This window comes from Psychrobacter sp. D2, assembly GCF_013608135.1.
GTDB lineage: Bacteria > Pseudomonadota > Gammaproteobacteria > Pseudomonadales > Moraxellaceae > Psychrobacter > Psychrobacter cryohalolentis.
The window spans coordinates 15,958-37,233 of the sequence record NZ_JACDXZ010000009.1; the positions used below are offsets into that span (position 1 = coordinate 15,958).

Here is a 21,276-nt window from a genome sequence, read left to right on the forward strand (position 1 = left end):
TCCAATGCTAACCGGTTTACCTTAACCAAATTCAAGCTGATAATATCGGCTTAATTGGTCTTTAAAGCTTTTTACTACCGCCAAACACTCTTTTAATAAATCACGCTCAAGGGCCGACAAGGTCGTTGGATTGACTTCTTTTGCATGCTTATTATCTGTCAATAAAGCAACCGATAGGCGCTGCGCCATAAAGAACTCTAATGCCTCAAGTAAGGTGTCGGCACGCTCTTGGGTTAAGGCCCGCGCTTGAACCAAAGCTTTCAGACGACCTTTGCTGCTAGGATCGGTAAAGAGATCGTTTTCTAACGCCAAGGTACGGATACCATGTACCAAGGGAAAGATACCCGCTTTTTTGAGGTCAATAGTATAAGCGCTTGGTTTACCACCTAATAACGGTACTAGCCTTTGCCACCATTGATTGATATCGCCAAACTGTAGGGCTGCTCGTGCAAATTGGCGCACGAACATCAAGTCTGACTGCCTATGGGCCGTCTTCAGATGTTCACGAACCTGCGTCAATAGCGTTTCATCACCGCAGACATATTCACCATCAAATATAGCGGATAAATAAATACTGTGCATCGGGTCAGTGTTTTTAAACCATAGACTAATCTGCGCTTTAAACGCTTTTAATGGTTGCCGCCACATGGGATTATTCATCATAATGTTGCCGTCGCATAGCGGATAGCCAAGTTCTGCTAAGTGCTGGTTAAAGGTATCGGCAAATTGTGCCAGCTTAGGGTGGTCATAACCATCACGCATGATGAGCGCATTGTCTTGATCGGTACGCATGATTTGCTCGCCGCGACCCTCTGAGCCCATGACGATAACACAGGTATTCTCCATTACTTCATCAGGAACGATGAGTTGCCAAAGTTTGGTAAATACTTGCGCGTTAAGGGTTTGTACCATGCGGCTGACGTTGCCCATTTTGATACCGTTTTGATGTTGCGCGCGAATATAGCGTCCGATGAGCTCAACGGCAGTCGCCAAACTTGGCAAATCTGTGGCTTGATTAATTTGAATACTAATCAGCTGAGAATGATGACCAATGTGAGCAAGCATATCGCCTTGTGCAAGCACACCGATGACCTTACCATTAGTATCTATCACTGGTAACCTGTGAATGCGATAGCGAGTCATGGTCAGTAACGCATCACCAATCTCATTATCAGCGTTAATGGTTCGCAGATTAAAACTTGCATAGTTTTGACAAGGCGTTGTAACAGTGTTTTGTTGGTCGCTGACGGCGCGGCAGATATCATTATCGCTGAGTATACCCAAGGTACGATCGGAGCTGTTTTTATCTTGTAAATGTCCTGGTGGGCGTATCAAAACATGCTTCAATCCAGCCTCAGTCATGGTACGTGCTGCTTGATATAGACTATCGTCTGCGTCAACGATATGGACTGGTAGTAAAGTAATATCAATCACCGGCTGTAGCATGATTTGCTGTACTTCCTGAGGATCGTCATAGCTGGTAGCGTCAAGTTTTTTTCCACCATGCCTCAGCTGTAAAGCTTTTAAACGCTCTGGCAGATTTTCTGACAATAATTGGCGTACGAAATGGTTTTGGGCACCGATTTTATCAATGGTTACCCCATTTACTTGCAGCAATAAAGTATCTTCGACAGCGCGAAACTGATAAGCAGCCGGCTGCGAATCAATGTTTTTATGTTCTTGCAGCCCATCTTCTATGAGCGACTCTGGTGAGCGTCTGCTATCAAACCAATCATTACTATTAAGATGGGCAGTATGGTTGTTGCCCAAATAAGAGGCGAAAAAATCACCATCTAACAACTGCTCGACATGACCTTTAAGCACCACATAAAAGTACTGCAAATCATCCGCTGGTAACATCTCATCTTTGGCAAGATAACGCACTTGGGTATTTTTTTTGATACTTTGGCGTTCAGCGGCACTTAATACATCAAATGGTGGTTGGGTAAAATCAAGATGGGGCATGGCATCATCCTTGATGGCATAAGCAATAAGAGGGATGTAAGTATGATAAATACAGCGTCAAATAACAGTGCTGTATTATCTGAATATAAGATTTACTATAGCATTCTTTAACAGAAAACCGCCAATAACCATAATATTATTGTGGTTATTGGCGGTTTGTTAAGCTTAATGCGTTTTAAATAGCGATTTTAAGCACCGAGTAATTGACGAATGCGCTTGATTGCCTCGCGACTTTCCTCGACGCTTGCCACCAAAGCAATACGCACATAGCCTTGCCCCGGATTTTTACCATTGACCTCGCGTGATAAGTAACGTCCGGCAAGCGCGTGAATATTAGCATCCTCATAGAGCGCTTTGACAAAACGCTCATCATCACCACCGAATTGCTCAGGCGCTTTTATCCAAAAGTAAAATCCTGCCTCAGGCATACGTAACTCCAGTAATTCTCCAAGCTCCGACATCCAGAGTGCAAACTTTTCTTGATACAGCGCTCGATTGTGTGCCACATGCTTCTCATCTTCCCAAGCGGCGATCGACGCCAGCTGATGAGGTATTGGCATCGCGCAACCCTGATAGGTGCGGTATTGTAAATAAGCCTGCAAGATAGCGGCATCGCCTGCCACAAAGCCTGAGCGCAAACCGGGTAGGTTTGAGCGCTTCGATAAAGAGTGAAACACCAGACAATTTTTGAAATCGTGTCGACCAAGGGCCGCGCAGGCTTGCAACAATCCTATTGGCGCTTTATCAAAATATAGCTCGCTATAACACTCGTCGCTGGCAATGATAAAGCCATATTGGTCTGATAGGCGCAACACTTGCTCCCAGTCATCCATCGTCATCACTGAACCGGTTGGGTTGTTTGGGCTACAGACAAATAAGAGCTGTGTACGCGTCCAGACGTCTTTTGGCACACTACGAAAATCACCCTTAAAGCTGTTGTCTGAGGTGCAAGGGATAAAATAAGGCGTTGCTTGCGCTAATATCGCCGCCCCTTCATATATCTGATAAAAGGGATTGGGCATAACTACTATAGGCGTAGGCGATTGGTTGAGCGTTGCCGTCTGACTAACAGTCTCTGGCTCGTGATTAATCACTGCCTGCACGATACTAAATATTGCCTCACGTGTGCCCATTACTGGCAATACTTGCGTATTAGGGTTGAGGTGATTTAAGAAAAAGCGCTTCTCAAGCCAATGAGCAATGGTTTGACGCAGCTCAAACAGTCCATTTGTGGTCGGATAATGACTTATTTTGTCCAAGTTTTCGCGTAGTACGTCCAGCACAAAGGCTGGCGGCGCGTGTTTTGGCTCACCAATACCCAGTTTGATTTCATCATAGCTATGGGCTGGAGTACTATCAGCCAGTAAAGTGGCCATCTTAGCGAAGGGATAAGGGTGTAGGGACGTCAAGTTGTGATTCATAGGCAGGCTAACTATAATAGACAGTTAATAATAAAGTTATAAAGAAAAATTACATTTAAGCAGTGTAGCACTTCTCTTATTTTTTGTCTTTTTCTTCTTATATTTCCTTATAGTGCTTTGTAAAGGCTTGGCTAGAGGATATTTAAGCATTGTTATTTTAACTATATGGCTGTGTAAATAGGTAATCATGTGACTATATCGTAACGCGTTATTATAAAAGCGATGTGATGTCTGTATTACTAAGTAAAGATAAATGCTGGCTTTTCTGACAGCGTATTTTAGGAATAATTTGATATGTCTAGTATGTTAAAAACGGACAGTCTCGATGCTAAGGATATCAATGAAAAATACTTTGATAATCATGAAAGCCTTGACATTTATAAGCAGTTAAAGCAGCGTGAACAGTCTTGGTGGAAATCACGCCAGCAGTTGACACTGTTACGAGAACGTCAAATGTTTTGGTTTGGCGATAACAGTTTTATGATGTGGCTGCTCTGGCAATTGGTCAGCTATATAGTCGTTGCCATGGTACTCATGCTGCTTAGCAAGTTGCTAGATATATCGTTACCTCTGTGGCAATACATCGCTTTATTTGTCATACAAACCTTAATTTTTATTGTCATGCTGAGTTTTAAAGACAGACTTGCTAGGCAGTTGCAATATAAGATCAATCAAGCCGATTTGTCGCGTGAAGAGATGCTTAATGAGATGACTATCTTGGCTTCTGATAGCTTGTATCGCGATGTCCACGCCAAAGCCCCTATTACTTTGAAGCAAATCTACCGATACTATAATGCAGAATTTCGTTTGGCCAGCTTGCACCGCCTCCTACAAAAGGAGGTCGATGCGGGACGCTTGATGTATGGTGACCAAAAGGTAGAAGCCGATATATTGCCTCTAGAGCTTGCCGATGATGCGCTGAAGGAATATGCACGTGGCATCATCTACAAAAGCTTGATATAGAAAATAAGCTAGACTCTATCATTACGGACACTAAGACTGTCTATCAGTGCCGTTTTTAATGTCTTAAGTTTATCAGCGCTCAGTGCTTGATCATTTTGATCGCTGATATAAAACATATCTTCTGCACGCTCGCCAAGCGTAGTAATACGCGCGGCATGTACCTCAATCTGCTGCTGCAAAAATACTTGTCCAACACGGGCAAGTAAACCTGGCTGATCAAGGGTCTCTAAGCTCATGATGTGCTGACTTGAGGCATCATTGAACTCAAAATTGATCGTCGTTGCTACATCAAAATGTTTGAGCTGGCGTGGAATCCGTTTGTGCGTCAGTTTGGGCGCGGTCGGATTTTTAAAGGCATCAATCAGTCGCTGCTTAAGCTCTTGTTGGCTGTCGCTATCGACCAGTAAAGTACCGCTACGGTCGAGTAGTACATAAGAATCCAACGCAAAATCACGGGTCGCTGTGATAATACGGGCATCCAATACATCAAGATTCATCTGATCGAATACGGCCATAGTAACCGCAAACAAATTGACCTGATCTTGGGTATAAACAAAAACCTGTACTGCATCAAGCGCCAGCTCTCGATGCTCACGTAGAACGACTAATGGCGGACTATCAGCATTTGACGCTCGACCTATAGGCGGATGATTCAAAATCGCTTCCGTATGCCATAAGATATCTTCTGCAATTTCACGCAAAAAATACTCATCGCCCAAATCATCCCACAATCTCAACACCTCATCGCGATTCATATGCTGATTGTCGACGTTATCTAGCATCACTAGTGCTTGCTTGCGTGTGGCACTAATCATATCTTGACGATTGGTTGGGGCATCAATATCCGCCCGCAAAATACGGCGCGTTTGCGAATATAGCTGCTTCATAAGTGTCGCACGCCAGCTGTTCCAAAGTTGTGGATTAGTGGCGTTCATATCAGCAACGGTTAAGACATACAGATGGTTTAGATGAGTGACGTTACCCACCAAATCTGCGAACAGCGTCACAACCTCTGGGTCTGAGATATCTTTTTTCTGAGCTGTCATTGACATCAGCAGATGATAACGGGTCAACCAGCCAACCAGATTGGCGTCGGCAGTACTCATACCATGAGCCAAACAAAACTCAATCGACTCAATTTCGCCAAGTTGACTATGGTTGCCGCCACGACCTTTGGCAATATCATGAAACATCGCCGCTAATACCAAAATCTCTTTGCGCTCGATGCGCTGAAAGATGGAGCTCACGAGCGGAAAATCTTCATAAAAATGCGGATCCGTAAAACGGTGCAGAATACGAATCAAAAATAAGGTATGGGCATCGACCGTATAACGATGGAACAAGTCATACTGCATCAAACCAGTGACTTGAGCAAAGGCGGGAATATAGTTGCCAAGCACGCCATAGCGATTCATGGTACGCAGGCGATGAAAGAGATAATTCTGCTCTTTTAAATTGGCTAAAAACAAGGTTTGATGCGTAGGGTTGTCGCGATAAGCCTGATCAATACCACGCGCTGCAATTTTTAGCGCGCGCAAAGTATGGGTACGGACATTCTTGATGCCATACTGACCCATAAGTAAAAACATCTCTAAAATCGACTCGGGATGCTGCGCAAATACTCTGTGATGCGCCATTGCGATTTGGTCGCCGACTTGGTTAAAGCGGGCATTGATAGGCTGTTTTTTTGGGCGTTCTTCATCAGGCAACTGTGCCTCGATGATGGTTTCGTAATAGTGATTGGTTAGCATTTCAGACAATGTTGATATTTGCATCGCACAGCGGTAATAATCGCGCATAAAGCGCTCTACCGCAGCATTTGGTTGATCATCTGTCTGGGTATCATAGCCCATCAGTTGAGCAATCTCACGCTGATAATCGAATAACAGCTTGTTTTCATTGCGACCAGTCAGTTCGTGCAGGTAGTGCCGTATCTGCCATAAATAGTTTTCTGAAAAGCTTAATTCATCGAATTCCTTTTCAGTCAAAAAGTTCTGTTGTACCAGATCATAGAGCTTACTGACCCGAAAATAGCGTTTGGTCACCCAGCCAATAATATGGATATCGCGCAGACCACCAGGGGCGGTTTTTATATTGGGCTCAAGATTATATTCTGTGGCATTGTGCTGTAAATAACGTGCTTTTGCCTCATCGATTTTTACGTCATAAAACGAGCGCGGGGACCATTGATTGTTTACTATTTGGTGCGGGACATTTTGCAAGGCGTCATTGCCTATTAATAGGCGAGCCTCTAATAATGCACTGGCAATAGTATGGTCAAGCGCCGCCTCCAAGCAGTCACTGACGCTGCGTACTGATAACGCAGGCTCAAGTCCAATGTCCCATAAGAGTGCCACCAAGTTATCAATTTTACTACTGGTATCAGCGTCAATATCATGTGGCATCAGTAGCAAAATATCGATATCTGAATGTAGCGATAACTCACCGCGACCATAGCCACCAGTTGCAAACAGTGCCAAATCCGTCTTATCAAGCCCAAAGCATTTAAATAATTCGATCAATAAATCATCAATCACGCAAGCACGCGCGCTAACCAGTTGCCGGATATTGACGCCACGTTCGAGTGCGCGGCTGATATCATCATTTATTTGAAGCAACCATTCAGGAATACCAAATAGCGATTTTTCTACCACGCTCGTGTCTGTTGATAAAGAGGCAGTTGTTATATTGTCTGCTGAAAATAAAGGCATCGGTGTCAAATCAATAGCGGTGACATCACAGTTAAACATGAGATTTATCCAGTTAAAAGTTTGAAGTCTAGTTCAGTAAATAAGGAGCGCTAAAAATAAAAAGGGATCAATAATATAGAGAAAGTATAAAGATAAAAAACCATCAAGAATAGTGGGGGACAACCATTAATAATAGACGAAAAAAAAGACCGCCTAAGCGATCTTTTATTGTATTACTGAGTCAAAAAACTCAAATCTTCTTCAGGGCGCGTGGTAAATACTTCACAGCCATTGTCCGTTACGACCATCGTGTGCTCCCACTGGGCGGATAGCTTGCGATCTTTAGTGATAGCAGTCCATTCATCCGGTAAAATCTTAGTCTGCCATTTGCCTTCGTTAATCATAGGCTCGATGGTAAAAGTCATGCCAGTTTTTAGCTCAAAGCCCGTACCTTTTTGTCCATAGTGCATGACTTGCGGCTCATGGTGGAACTCATTACTGATACCGTGACCACAGAACTCACGCACGATACTAAAACGCTCAGGCTCGACCACTGCTTGGATAGCCGCACCAACGTCGCCCAAACGCGCGCCGTTTTTAACCACGCTCATGCCAGCATATAGGGCGTCTTGTGCTACTTTGCAGATACGCTGCGCCATGATAGAGCCATTGCCGACGATCCACATTTTTGAGGTATCACCATAATAGCCATCTTTAATCACGGTCACATCGATATTGATGATGTCGCCGTCTTTTAGCAATTTATTTTCGGATGGAATACCGTGACAAACCACGTGGTTAATCGAGGTGCAGATAGATTTTGGAAAACCATTGTAGTTAAGCGGTGCAGGAATAGCTTGTTGCACATTAACGATATAATCATGGGCAATTTGGTTCAGTGCTTCAGTACTGATGCCCACTCTGACGTGCTCATCAAGCATCACAAGGACATCGCTGGCAAGTTTACCAGCCACGCGCATTTTTTCTATGGCTTCAGGAGATTGAATAAGAGATTTTTTAGTCATCATCGTCGTACTTATAGTTATAGAATTTAGGTCATCAATTATAGCATAAACGCACAAGTTGCTGCTTGAATGCAAGTTATTGAATATTTCAATCGTATTGATATTAAATGACTTTATATACGCTAATGTGACTATATAGTCACTAGGATATAGCTGCTAATGTCAAAAAAAAGTTGAATGTTACAGCGTATATAAGTATTGTAATTTTGTTCGCTAAATGATTTAGCAGACCTCTTTATAGCTTTGTGCAGGATGCAAGAGATAAGGCAATATAAAGATAGAATCACGTTTACAATAACAAGGATGTTGTTATGACTCTAAAACCTTCTCTACGCGCTGTGCTAACGCCGAGCGCATTTTTACCGTCATTAGGTGCCATTGTCACCGGTGCGTTTTTGATGACTATGCAAGCCACCTCTGCTCAGGCAGCTGGACAGTATTATAACTGCGCCAATGCTGACGGTTGCCAGCTCGTAAGTAGTCAATATTTCACCTCAGACCATACCAAAACCAAATATCCAGTAGTACTCGCACATGGTATGGCAGGGTTTACTAAGATGTTCGGCTTGGTTGATTATTTTTATGGTATTCCTGAAACGCTCATGAGCGGTGGCAGTCAAGTATATACCACAAAAACTTCCTCTTTTAACAATAGTGAAATTCGTGGCGAGCAGCTTTTACAGAAAATAAAAACCATCAGTGCCATTTCAGGCAGCCCAAAAGTGAACTTATTGGGTCATAGCCAAGGTGGTATTGATATTCGTTATGTCGCTGGCGTGGCACCAGAATATGTCGCTTCTGTCACTGCGATTGGCAGTCCAGAGCAAGGATCAAAAACGGCGGATGCTGTTATGCGAACGCTTTCTGAGGATAGCTTGGCTACCCAAGCGGTATCTGTGTTCTTTCAGCTATTCGGTGGCGTTACGGATGTCGGTTCAGGTACGAGCCCGACAGAACTCAATAAACAAGAAGCTTGGAATACAGCTGTCGCGTTATCAACTGATGGTGCTGCCAAGTTTAATGCTAAATTTCCTGCGGCGATGCCGACCAGCTATTGTGGACAGCCTACTGGCACTGAAGCCAATGGTATCAAGTACTACTCATTTAGTGGTGTTGGGCAAATAACCAATGGTCTTGATCCTAGTGATTATATGCTCGCGCTGACAGGAACAAGTTTTGACAATGATCCAAATGATGGCTTGGTATCTGCCTGCTCAAGCCGACTGGGTTATGTGATTCGAGATGATTATCGTATGAATCACTTAGATTCAGCCAACCAGCTTTTGGGTTTGACCGCATGGGGGCAGCCTGACCCAAAAACCTTGTATCGTGATCAAGTCAATCGCTTGAAAAAAGCCAATTTATAGCATTCATAGATGAGTTAGCAGGTTCACAGCTTTTATGATTCATAGCTTTTATAGAAAAAGGGTCAATACTAAAATGACCCTTTTTCTTTATCCATTTTTATTTATCATAAATCTCTACATAAACCGATTGATTAAATAAGATATTGTCGTTATGTCAAATAATCGCCGTTCACCCTTATTGTCCATTATTATTGCTGTGATAGTCGTTCTAATAGTAGCGATTATTTGGTGGTTCAAGCCTGTTAATAATAGCAACGCTTTTTCTCAAGCGGATTCTATAACGCTAGACAATCAAGCTAACACTAATACCGTAAATAAAGCGAGCTCTGATAGCAATATGAGCCAACAATCGAATCAAAACATAATTAAATTTACCACAGGACTTGAGAGTCTACCGCGTTCCTTGCAAGGGACAGATGTCGATGGTGAGATTATTATTGATGAAAACAAGCAACTGGTCATCACAGAAGGCTTAAGGCGTTTGTTTGATTATTTTTTATCAGCGCTTGGTGAAGAAGAGGCATCAGCTATTTACGCTCGCGTAGAGAGTTATATCCGCAGTCATACGCCAGAGCCAGCCGCCAGTCAAGCGGTGGCTATATTTGATCATTATGTGGCTTATCTCAAGGCCATACCTGAGATTGAGAAAAAATACGGTACGCTGCAATTGCAAGCGACCCAAAGTGGCGAGCTGGATTTAAGTGTCGTCGCTCAGCAGAAACAAGATGTCGCTAGATTGCGCCAACAGCATTTTGATAAAGAAACCATTACCGCCTTCTTTGGGACAGAAGATGAGTATAACGACTATAGTATGGAGATGGTCAGAATCAGTCAGAATTCCCAGCTGTCTGATGCGCAAAAAGATGCCGCAAAACAAGATTACATCAGCCGTATGCCAGACAATGCAACCAAAACCAATATCGCCCAGCAAGCCAATCTAAACGAGCTGATGACGCGTACAGAGCAAATGCAAACAAAAGGTGCCACACCTGAAGCGCTGTATAATATGCGTCGTGAGCTGGTCGGTGCACCAGCGGCAGCACGCTTAGCGCAAGTAGATCAAGCAGACGCTAGCTTTGATAAGCGTTTCAAGCAGTACCAAGCACAAAAACAGCAGATTCTAAAACAAAGTACTAGTCAATCACAAACGCAATCACAAGCTCAAATCAATCAGATTGAAAGGCAATTGTTTAACGACTCTGAACGCAAGCGTTTAACAGGCTATGCCGCCCTACAGCAGCAGAAAGCTGCCGATACAAATTAACCAAAAAGACAAGCTATAGATATGAATTTAAAGGTAAGTAAAAACCGTAAATATAGCTTGATAGGCTTTTAGGCAGTAAAGCAATTCTTAAGAATCAGACAAAAGATTATGTGTTAGCAGTTAATAACTGGCTTAACAAGGCATGTTAGCAAAAATACCGTAAAATGGTACAAATATAGCGTTAATTGGTACTCAATCTATAATGATAGGCTTATGAGAAATGGGCATAATAGCCCCATTGTTTAGAATAAAGAAAACAACAAATTGATCAGAGCAAACGCTACTGATTAAAAAATAAACAATGAATATTTTATTTTGTATATTAATATTTGAAACTTATAGGAGTTTATATGAAAAACATGACTAAAATGATGATGGCTGCTACCCTTGCTGTAGGTACATTGGCTGCTGGTTGCCAAACTGCCCCTATCGTAACGGCACCTGTGACTCAACCAATTACTGCTAATGCACTACAAGCATATGATTGGCAGCTTGTTGATGCAAAGCGCGCAAATGGCGATAAAGTCACTCAGTTATTCTTTGATCCAGCCAAACCACTTACCCTAAAATTCTTCAAAGACAACGGCAATGACCGTGTTGCGTTTGTCAATACTTGTAATAACATGGGTTCTAACTATAATGTTGTGAATGGCAATGTTGTATTAGGCAATGTTCTATCTACTATGATGGCATGCCCTGAGCCACAAGCCAGCTTTGATACAGCGACGCTTGCTACAGTACAAGGTAAATATAGCATCAGCACCAATGCAAACAACACGCCTATCTTGACCATCAAAAATAGCAGTCAAGTCGCTCATTTTAAAGCGGTTGCTAAATAATAGAGACAGTCAGTTACTATCGTTATACTATAACCGTATATAAAAAATGCCTCACTTAGCAGTGGGGCATTTTTTCGTCTAAAGTTTTTGTTTAAAAGAAGAGACCAATCTGCGTTACACTAGCGACATCACTGTTCCTGATGACTTATATTTCATTCAGCACTCTTCTACTTGATATTATTAATAGTAAGTTGCACGTTTTAAATAGCTCATATCGAATGGATCTATAGGACTTTATCTTATGTTAAAAACCACTCTCTTAAAACCGACTGTTAATATTCATAGGCTAAACAGTACTGTTCCTATTATCATGCTTTCAATGCTGGCGGTATTAACAGGCTGCCAGACCATGCCAACTGCTTTGTCCAAAGCGCCTAGCGCGATGGCTATGAATAATCCGCTCACTATTGGCATGCCAGTAATAGATCGACAAGGCTATATTGCTTATGTAGAGGAGCAAGGCGTGGGTGCTGCCAAGGTCTCGACGCTATATCGTATCCGCCCCGATGGTAGCGGGCGTCAATTGATTGATCAGCTAAATGGCTATATCTACGCGCCTACGTGGTCAGCGGATGGTCAAATGCTCGCTTATAGCAAACAAGCCGCGCGTCAGCATCCAAAGATTTATATTTATGATGTCAGAAGCGGTAGTCATAATTTGGTCGTCAATGTAGAAGGTAGCAATTTATCACCGTCATTCTCACCGGATGGCAAAAAGCTGCTTTATAGCTCAACTGTCGGCGGCAATGCCGATATTTATGAGATGCGTTTAAGCGATGGCGATACCAAACAGCTCACCACGCTACCGAGTACTGAAGTGCAGCCAAGCTATGCCAGCGATGGGCAGAGCTTTGTCTATACCAGTGATAAAGTCCGCGCTGGTCGCCCAAGCATTTATCGTTATATCTTTGCCACGGGCAACGCCGCGCTTATATCGACGGGAGCCTATGCTGCTAGTCCTCAGCTTAGCTTAGATAGTCAACGTTTGGCATATCTTAATGGTCGCAAGGCGTCAGTAATGATGCTTACCACCAGACAAGTCATCAATCTGGCAGAAACGGGACTCGATGAGCCAGCGCGACTGTCGCCTTCTGGACAATACGCCCTCTATCCAACACGTCAGTCAAATTTGGGTGGACAAGTAGGCGGTCAAAGCAGTCAAAGTGGCGGCAGCTTGGTTATCCATTCTCTAGAAGGGAATACCAGTTATGCAATTAGCAGTAAAACGGGCGGAGTAGTGCGCTCACCAATTTGGGGTCGTTAAGCGATTTTTTTAACTTAAAGGTAAATATCATGGCGCATAAAAAGAAGAACGTCCGCAAAAAACTCTGTCCTGTCTGCGAGCGCGAATTTAGTTGGACTAAAAAGTTGGATAAAAACTGGGAGAGCATGGTCTATTGCTCCGACCAATGCCGCCGCGTGAAGAAATATGAAGGATTGGATCATCAAAAAGAAGATAAATAGGCAGTAATAACTAACCATAGATATTAGATATACGGCACAAGGGAGCAGACGATGGCACACAAAAAAGTAAACTTACCGCAAAAAACCTGCCCCGTCTGCCAGCGTCCTTTTGCCTGGCGCAAGAAGTGGGAGAAGGATTGGGCACAGGTGATTTATTGTTCGGAGAAGTGTCGGCGGGGGAAAGATAAACATAGTGAATGAATAAAAAGCCAAATATCAATGTTTGATATTTGGCTTATCAATAATGATAAAGTTTGTATGCTAAATAGATATCTAAATCATTAGTAACCTACAAATTTGGATTCAACCACTTCTCAGCCGTCTTCATATCCCAACCTTTACGCTCAGCATAACTCTCTAACTGATCACGACTGATCTTACCGACGTTAAAGTACTCACTATCAGGATGTGAGTAATAAAAGCCGCTGACTGATGACGCAGGCCACATCGCATAGCTTTCAGTCAAGGTCGTACCGATAGCCTCAACCGTACCAAGCCATTCAAACAGTTTGCCTTTTTCCGTATGTTCAGGGCAGGCAGGGTAGCCAGGTGCAGGGCGAATACCGACGTATTTTTCTTTAATCATATCCTCATTGGTTAAGCTCTCATCAGCCTGATAGCCCCAGTATTCTTTGCGAATCAGCTCATGCAGATGTTCGGCAAAGGCTTCGGCTAAGCGGTCAGATAATGCTTGTACCATAATGGCATTATAGTCGTCACCAGCCGCTTTATACTTCTCAGCCAGCGCTTCTGTTCCAACGATCGAAACAGTAAAGCCGCCAAGATAATCCGTGTGCGTATCCGATGGTGAGATAAAATCTGCCAAGCTAAAGTTTGGCTTGCCGCTGGCTTTGTCACTTTGTTGACGTAAATGTTCAAATTGATATTCTGCTATGCCGCCCTTAGTCGGTGCTTTATCATAAACGGTGACGGTATCCGCGCCAGTACGACGAGCTGGCATGAGTTTAAACACGCCTTTTGCGACGATTAATTGCTCATCAATCATCTTTTGCATCAGCTCATTAGCATTATCGAACAAATCACGCGCCGCTTCGCCAACCACATCATCTTGCAATATTTTTGGATATTTGCCAGCAAGTCCCCAAGAGATAAAGAAGGGTGTCCAATCGATATAAGGCAGCAGGTTAGTGATAGGATAGTCGTCAAAGATCACTTGCCCTAATTTATTAGGCGTCGGTGGCACATAGTTGTCCCAATCATACTGAAAGCCAATCTTGACCGATTCGGCATATGTGACCTTCGCCGCCTTTGGTTGGCGCTTAGCCAGACGCTCACGCACCTTGATATATTCTTCGCGGGTTTCATCAATGAGACCTTGGCAATGCTCTTTTGACAGTAGCTTGGTCACTACGCCGACAGAGCGTGAGGCATCCGCCACATAGATGACACCATTGTTTTGGTATTGTGGTTCGACTTTGACCGCCGTATGTGCTTTTGAGGTCGTTGCACCACCGATCATCAATGGCAAAGTCATGCCACGCTCTTGCATTTGCTTGGCGACATAGACCATCTCATCAAGGCTTGGGGTAATCAGACCTGATAAGCCAATAATATCGACTTTCTCAGCTATCGCGGTATCGAGGATTTTTTCACACGGCACCATGACGCCCAAATCAACAATGTCATAGCCATTACAACCAAGCACCACGCCGACGATATTTTTACCGATATCATGGACGTCACCTTTGACCGTTGCCATGAGGATTTTACCTTTCTTTTCACCCTCGACTTTTTCAGCTTCAATGTACGGGTTTAGCCACGCGACGGACTGCTTCATGACGCGCGCAGATTTCACGACCTGCGGTAAAAACATTTTTCCGGCACCAAATAAGTCGCCGACGATATTCATACCGTCCATCAGTGGTCCTTCGATGACCTCAAGTGGGCGCGGATATTTCTCCCACGCTTCTTTAGTATCCGCTTCGATAAAGGTGGTAATACCTTTTACTAACGCATGAGCAATCCGTTCTTCGACCGTACCTTCACGCCATTTCATATCGACGGTACTGTCTTTTTTCTTACCGCCATCTTGATAGTTTTCAGCGATGGTCATCAGCCGTTCGGTGGCATCTTGACCTGTCTCGCCTTGATTGCGGTTGAGCATCACATCTTCGATGGCATCGCGTGCTTCCTTTGGAATATCATCATATAGCTCAAGCATAGCTGGGTTGACGATACCCATCGTTAAGCCGTTTTGAATCGCATGATAAAGGAATACAGAATTGATGGCTTCACGAATCGGGTTACCACGGAAACTAAACGAGACGTTAGAGACACCGCCCGAAACCATCGCATTGGGCAGGTTTTCTGTAATCCATTTGGTGGCGTTAATAAAGTCGGCACCGTAGTTATTGTGCTCAGTGATACCGGTAGCAACCGCAAAAATATTGGGGTCAAAGATAATATCTTCAGAGGGGAAGCCTACTTCATCGACCAACACATCATAGCTGCGTTTACAAATTTGAGTTTTACGCTCAAAGGTATCCGCTTGTCCATCTTCATCAAATGCCATGACGATAATAGCGGCACCATAGCGCATACAGAGCTTGGCACGCTCGACGAACTCAGCATGACCTTCTTTTAATGAGATAGAGTTGACGACACACTTACCTTGGGTGCGTTTAAGACCTTCTTCGATAATGTCCCATTTCGATGAGTCCAGCATCAACGGCACACGGCTAATGTCTGGCTCGCCTGACACCAAGTTAACGAAGTGAATCATTGCTTGCTTGGAGTCAAGCATCCCCTCATCCATGTTGATGTCGACGATTTGCGCGCCGCCTTCGACTTGGTCACGGGCAACGTCAAGCGCCTCAAGATAAGCTTCGGTTTTAATTAAGCGTAAGAATTTCTTCGAACCCGTAACGTTGGTACGTTCACCAACGTTGACGAATAGACTGTCTTTATTGATAGTAAATGGCTCAAGACCAGATAAACGGCAGGCAGGCGGAATCTCAGGAATGATGCGCGGTGGGTACTTTGCTACCATGTTAGCGATTTGACGGATATGCTCAGGTGTTGTACCACAACAGCCACCGACGATATTTAGAATGCCTGCTTTGGCAAAGCCTTCAAGCAGTGCAGCTGTTTCATCGGCAGTTTCATCATATTCCCCAAACTCATTAGGCAGACCAGCGTTTGGGTGCGCAGAGACATAAGTATTGGCAATATTCGATAGTGTTTGGATATGGGGTCTAAGCGCGTCCGCACCGAGCGCACAGTTAAAGCCAACTGATAGCGGTTTGGCATGACGAATGGAGTTATAAAACGCTTCCGCCGTTTGACCCGATAATGTCCGACCTGACGCATCCGTAATCGTGCCTGAAATCATAATTGGCAATTCAAAACCAATATCATCAAAGACGCCTGTGACGGCAAATATTGCTGCTTTGGCATTGAGCGTATCAAAAATAGTCTCAATCAAAATGATATCAACGCCACCTTCCATTAGCGCCAAGGTTGCTTCGCGATAGTTCAGCACTAATTCATCAAAGGTAATATTACGAAAGGCGGGGTCATTAACGTCAGGTGATAGCGAGCAAGTACGCGATGTCGGACCAATAACCCCAGCGACAAAGCGTGGTTTTTCTGGATTCTTCGCAGTGTATTCGTCAGCGGCTTCACGTGCGATTTTAGCAGCCGTTTTATTTAGCTCAGGCACGAGATACTGCATATCGTAGTCTGCCATCGACAGCCGCGTACCATTAAAGCTATTGGTCTCGATAATATCAGCGCCGGATTCCAAATGCGCCAAATGAATCTCTTTAATCATATGCGGCTGCGTCAGCACCAATAAATCATTATTGCCGCGGACATCTTGCTTAATATCAGCAAAGCGATCACCGCGATAGTCCGCTTCCTCTAATTTATAGTTCTGAATATGCGTGCCCATGGCACCATCTAGCATCAAAATCCGTGCTGCCATTTGCTCCGTGATACGTGCGCGTGCGGTTAGCTGCTGATCCTTATAAGGGAACACAGCAGGCGGCGTTAATATAAAGTCATTGGGATTGGCATTTGGGTTACTGGTATCAGTTAGATTGGTTGAAGAGGTATCAGTTTGAGAACGGGCTGTTGGAGTCATAGGAGCGCTGCTTATAGAGTCAATGTTATAAAAAAGAAGAGGAAAAAGTCGTTATAATTTTTAATAGAGAAGACGTCAAAACCATCAATGCCAGTAAAAAATAGTAAATAAATACAGATGATTTTAGCAGAAAATATATTGCCAATGTCAGGTTATCAAAGTCTATTGCATAAAGCGTGTGAGCACAAATGAATATCATTTATCTTTAGGGTTACAGAAAGCTTTACTTATGATTATAAACGTAAAAGTATCACTTTATAATGCAAATACAGATTACATGCACACCACAAAAAGTAGCGTAAATAGCCGTTTACGCCACTTAAGGATATGTTAATTTAATTTCAGAAGGGTTGATGTTTCATAAGCGGTGCTTATTAGTAAGGGTTGATGATTTTATTTGCAAGTTTGCCTATATATTATTTTTCATGGCTAATCATGCACTATCAAATCAGTAATTAGATCGTTAAGCGTTGCTGCTAAGGAAAGCCAATCTCATCTGACCTACCAGATAAAAACCAACAGACTATAGATATTTACTCATTAAGGATAATGTTATGAAAATCATCAAAATCGCTGCTATTGGTACTTTAGCTGTTTCAATTGCAGGTCTAAGTGCTTGTAACAATATGATGCCAGCCAAAAGCGCTCCTATGAAAGCGCCCATGCATAGCCAATCAATGGCAAAAATGAATGTAGTACAAATTGCCCAAAGCAATCCTGACTTCTCTGTACTCGTAGAAGCTGTCGTTGCCGCTGATTTAGCGGGCGCGCTCTCTAATCCTAATGCCAACTATACGATTCTTGCGCCAACCAATGCTGCCTTTATGCAAGCGTTACAAGAAAATAACATGAGCAAAGCACAGCTCTTTGCCAATAAACCACTATTGACTAAAATCTTAAGCTATCACGTGATTAACGCCGCAGCACCTATTTATGCCAAGGATGTTAGACCAGGCAATATAACTATGCTAAGCATGGACACGCTTATGGTGACAGCCCAAGGCAAATTGATGGATGAAAGTGGACGTACAGCAAATCTCTTAAAAACGGACATTACTGCCAGTAATGGTGTGGTACATGTGATTGATAGAGTTCTAATGCCTAGATAGTATTTTGGTAAGGTTTTAAAACTAGCCATTATATGCGTATAGGATCAATCTTTTAAGAGCTGTTCTATGCAGCTCTTAAATTCGTTATAGATTCAGATAACGAAACGCCTGTGTTATATACGTGATTGCTACAGTGCTACTACCTAAGAATATATCAATTAAAAATCAATCAGTTAATATTGTAGATGATTTCAGATAACGTCCCTTTAAAAGATGTCATATTCTAAACAGTATTGTGCATTTTAAAAAAACTGTTTATGCAAAAATTATTACTTATCGAATCAGTACTTATCAAATTGTTATTCACTCAATAGTTATTAATATCAAAGGAATGTCTTATGTTAAAAAAGAACTTACTATCTATCGCCGTCGTGGCGGCAGCAATGTCATTAGCAGCTTGTAACGATAAAGAAGTCGTTGCTGAGCCAGTTGAGCCAGAAGCAACCACTGATGTAGTCGTTGAGCCAGAAGCCGCAGCTGAACCAATGGTTGAAGCGGATGTTGCCCCTGAAGCAGCAGCTACGCAGACTATTGGTGAGATGGCAGCTGGCAATAAAGACTTGACCATCTTGACCGCTGCACTACAGGCAGCTGGACTTGATTCGATGCTGATGGCTGAAGACAAGTACACAGTATTTGCACCTACTGATGATGCCTTTGCTGGTTTATTGACTAAGTTGAACATTACCAAAGAAGAATTACTTGCTGATCAAGCGACGCTAAAAAGTGTGCTTCCATACCATGTCGTACCTATGGTTGTAAAAGCCGCTGATATTCCTTACGGTACTGCGATTGAAACGGCGAATGGTCAAACCATCACGATTAGTGATGCCAATGTCATTACAGATTCAAATGGTAATACCGCCAATATCGTTGGCACTGATATGATGGCAACCAATGGTGTAGTGCATGTAATTGATACAGTTTTATTGCCTAAATAAGTTTTGGTTAATAGACTTACTAAGTCTTTCTTGTAAACAGTAAATGATGTAAAAATACTTAAAGCCCAGCCATTGAGTTGGGCTTTTTGCTGCCTATTAATTGTTGCTAATAATTTGAATCGATGCAATTTACAAGGAATCCAGTAGTACCTTATAACATTTGTATTTCTTTTATTTAGGACCGAATATAGTAGAAAAGAGGCAAGAGCGCACATACAAAAAAGCCCAAGACAATGGTCTCGGGCTTTTTTAATAACTGGCTAGTAGGCAAATACTTTACAGAGGATTAACGATGCTCTTTATTTAAAGTGTCCTGTGCCGCTATTCTTTGTTGCTCTTTTAGATGACGCTCTTCCCAATAAGGCGCGTTTTTGATACCGAATTTTGCAGGATCAAATGTATAGCGCGTTACGCCAGCTTTACGCTGTGCTTCATAGTCTTTAAGCATGGTAAGCGTCGGACGTGCCACAAAGAAGATAACAAGAATACCAACAATATTGAGCCAAGCCATAAGACCAACACCAATATCACCAATTGCCCAAATATAACCGGCTGAGTTAAGACCACCATAGGCAACCATTACCATGATTAGGACTTTAACTAAAAATAGACCAGTTTTATTGGCACCGCGACCGATAAAGCGCGTCAAGTAAGCAACGTTCACTTCAGCGATATAGTAGTAAGCCAAGATGGTTGTAAAGGCAAAGAAGAAGACGGCAATAGCGATAAAGGTATTACCAAAACCACCATAGACAGATTCCATTGCCATTTGCGTAAATGCTGGAGCGTTGATTTCAGTCGTAGCCGCTACATTCTGGACGATGAATTGACCATCGGGTAATGTACCTTGGATGTTATAAGTACCCATCGTTAAGATCATAAATGCAGTAGCAGAACAAACCAGTAACGTATCAACGTAAACCGAGAAGGCCTGTACCAAACCTTGCTGTGATGGATGCTCAACTTCAGCAGCAGCAGCAGCGTGAGGACCTGTACCTTGACCGGCTTCGTTAGAGTAAATACCACGTTTTACGCCCCAACCAATCGCTGCACCAAAACCTGCTTGAGCAGTAAACGCATCACCAACGATTAAGCCAAATACTTCTGGAATCATCTCAAAGTTAGCAAACATGATGATCAGTGCAAGGATAATATAGCCGATTGCCATGAAAGGAACCGCATACTCGGTAAACGTTGCGATACGCTTGATACCACCGAAGATGATGATACCTAATACCACAAGAATAATACCCAATGCTACTAACCGCATAGAGCCGACTTCTAAGGCTCCAATATTAACGATAGAACCTTCACCCATTACCTGCGCGAAAGCACTGATAACGCCGTTTGCCTGTACGCCTGGTAGGAACATACCACAAGCAAGGATAGATGAGATTGCAAAAAGGATGCCGTACCATTTTTGACCAAGTGCGCGCTCAAAATAGTAAGCAGGGCCACCGCGATATTCGCCAGTGATTACATCTTTTTCTTTGTAAATCTGAGCCAGTGTCGACTCAACATAAGCAGTAGATGCGCCTAGGAAAGCAACTACCCACATCCAAAATACAGCACCAGGACCACCGAAGCCGATAGCGGCTGCTACCCCTGCGATGTTCCCCATACCCACACGACCAGCAAGCGAGACGGCAAGTGCCTGAAACGATGAAATGCCTTGTTCACTAGATTTACCAGTAAATAGCAATTTGATCATTTCACCGAATAAACGTACTTGTACAAAGCGCGTCATGATGGAATAAAATAGACCTGCGCCCAAGCATAAGTAAATTAATGCAGGGCTCCAAATAATTCCGTTTACTAAATTGACTAAACCTTCCATATATCTATTCCTTCAACTGTCTCAAAATGACTATATATGGGGATGCATAGAGTGAGTTAACGGTTTAATATCCTTATTAAAGCCAACCACTCAAATTATCTGCATGTACTTAAAACAATGATTTAAGCTTCATATGTACATAGTCACCAAGAATGGACTGTAGTTGTCTGTGTTTATCCGCTTGGTTTATTATCAAAGTTTGGCTGTATTTGCTCATCTCTTGATATCATTTATATATAAATATCAATCGATTGGCGATGGTTGCCATCTTTTTACTGTCTCTTTA

General features: G+C 43.0%; 15 protein-coding genes. 9 read left to right on the plus strand and 6 right to left on the minus strand.

What is annotated here, in order from left to right:
• Positions 1-21: 21 nt before the first annotated feature.
• Together H0262_RS11010 and dapC are read right to left on the minus strand one after the other, a co-directional pair.
• Positions 22-1,965: a DUF294 nucleotidyltransferase-like domain-containing protein gene (locus tag H0262_RS11010; protein WP_181210789.1), complete on the minus strand. Its 1,944-nt coding sequence runs from the start codon at positions 1,963-1,965 to the stop codon at positions 22-24.
• Between the two features lie 188 nt (positions 1,966-2,153).
• Positions 2,154-3,386 carry a succinyldiaminopimelate transaminase gene (gene dapC / locus H0262_RS11015; RefSeq protein WP_181210790.1) on the minus strand — a complete coding sequence of 411 codons (1,233 nt, stop codon included), beginning with the start codon at positions 3,384-3,386 and terminating at the stop codon, positions 2,154-2,156.
• Between the two features lie 294 nt (positions 3,387-3,680).
• Here dapC and H0262_RS11020 point away from each other — a divergent pair, with 294 nt between their 5' ends.
• Complete coding sequence (locus tag H0262_RS11020) at positions 3,681-4,349, plus strand: hypothetical protein (RefSeq protein ID WP_181210791.1); 669 nt, start codon at positions 3,681-3,683, stop codon at positions 4,347-4,349.
• 8 nt (positions 4,350-4,357) lie between these two features.
• Here H0262_RS11020 and glnD read toward each other — a convergent pair whose 3' ends face one another.
• Together glnD and map are read right to left on the minus strand one after the other, a co-directional pair.
• Positions 4,358-7,099, minus strand: coding sequence for a [protein-PII] uridylyltransferase (glnD, locus tag H0262_RS11025; protein WP_181210792.1), 2,742 nt, complete (start codon positions 7,097-7,099; stop codon positions 4,358-4,360).
• Between the two features lie 173 nt (positions 7,100-7,272).
• Positions 7,273-8,064, minus strand: a complete 792-nt coding sequence (map, locus tag H0262_RS11030; protein WP_379607884.1) for a type I methionyl aminopeptidase — start codon at positions 8,062-8,064, stop codon at positions 7,273-7,275.
• Between the two features lie 311 nt (positions 8,065-8,375).
• Here map and H0262_RS11035 point away from each other — a divergent pair, with 311 nt between their 5' ends.
• From H0262_RS11035 to H0262_RS11060, 6 genes are all read left to right on the plus strand, one after another.
• The gene (locus tag H0262_RS11035; protein WP_181210793.1) at positions 8,376-9,431 is read left to right on the plus strand and encodes a triacylglycerol lipase; all 1,056 of its coding nucleotides are present in this window, start codon (positions 8,376-8,378) and stop codon (positions 9,429-9,431) included.
• A 151-nt stretch (positions 9,432-9,582) separates the two neighbouring features.
• Positions 9,583-10,695, plus strand: coding sequence for a lipase secretion chaperone (locus tag H0262_RS11040; protein WP_181210794.1), 1,113 nt, complete (start codon positions 9,583-9,585; stop codon positions 10,693-10,695).
• A gap of 350 nt (positions 10,696-11,045) precedes the next feature.
• Positions 11,046-11,534, plus strand: a complete 489-nt coding sequence (locus H0262_RS11045) for an META domain-containing protein (protein ID WP_133105455.1) — start codon at positions 11,046-11,048, stop codon at positions 11,532-11,534.
• Between the two features lie 241 nt (positions 11,535-11,775).
• Positions 11,776-12,798: a PD40 domain-containing protein gene (locus H0262_RS11050; protein ID WP_181210795.1), complete on the plus strand. Its 1,023-nt coding sequence runs from the start codon at positions 11,776-11,778 to the stop codon at positions 12,796-12,798.
• Between the two features lie 29 nt (positions 12,799-12,827).
• On the plus strand, positions 12,828-12,998 hold the full coding sequence (locus H0262_RS11055) for a DUF2256 domain-containing protein (protein ID WP_010196547.1): 171 nt from the start codon (positions 12,828-12,830) through the stop codon (positions 12,996-12,998).
• A 51-nt stretch (positions 12,999-13,049) separates the two neighbouring features.
• Positions 13,050-13,199: a DUF2256 domain-containing protein gene (locus tag H0262_RS11060; RefSeq protein WP_020442779.1), complete on the plus strand. Its 150-nt coding sequence runs from the start codon at positions 13,050-13,052 to the stop codon at positions 13,197-13,199.
• An 88-nt stretch (positions 13,200-13,287) separates the two neighbouring features.
• On the opposite strand, the gene metH is transcribed toward H0262_RS11060, so the two are convergent.
• Entirely contained in the window at positions 13,288-17,103 is a 3,816-nt protein-coding gene (metH, locus tag H0262_RS11065) for a methionine synthase (RefSeq protein WP_181210796.1), read from the minus strand.
• Positions 17,104-17,657: 554 nt separating this feature from the next.
• Here metH and H0262_RS11070 point away from each other — a divergent pair.
• Both H0262_RS11070 and H0262_RS11075 read left to right on the plus strand, forming a co-directional pair.
• Complete coding sequence (locus H0262_RS11070) at positions 17,658-18,212, plus strand: fasciclin domain-containing protein (RefSeq protein WP_181210797.1); 555 nt, start codon at positions 17,658-17,660, stop codon at positions 18,210-18,212.
• A gap of 338 nt (positions 18,213-18,550) precedes the next feature.
• Complete coding sequence (locus H0262_RS11075; protein ID WP_181210798.1) at positions 18,551-19,153, plus strand: fasciclin domain-containing protein; 603 nt, start codon at positions 18,551-18,553, stop codon at positions 19,151-19,153.
• 286 nt (positions 19,154-19,439) lie between these two features.
• On the opposite strand, the gene H0262_RS11080 is transcribed toward H0262_RS11075, so the two are convergent.
• Entirely contained in the window at positions 19,440-20,990 is a 1,551-nt protein-coding gene (locus H0262_RS11080; protein ID WP_181210799.1) for a sodium:alanine symporter family protein, read from the minus strand.
• Positions 20,991-21,276: the final 286 nt, after the last annotated feature.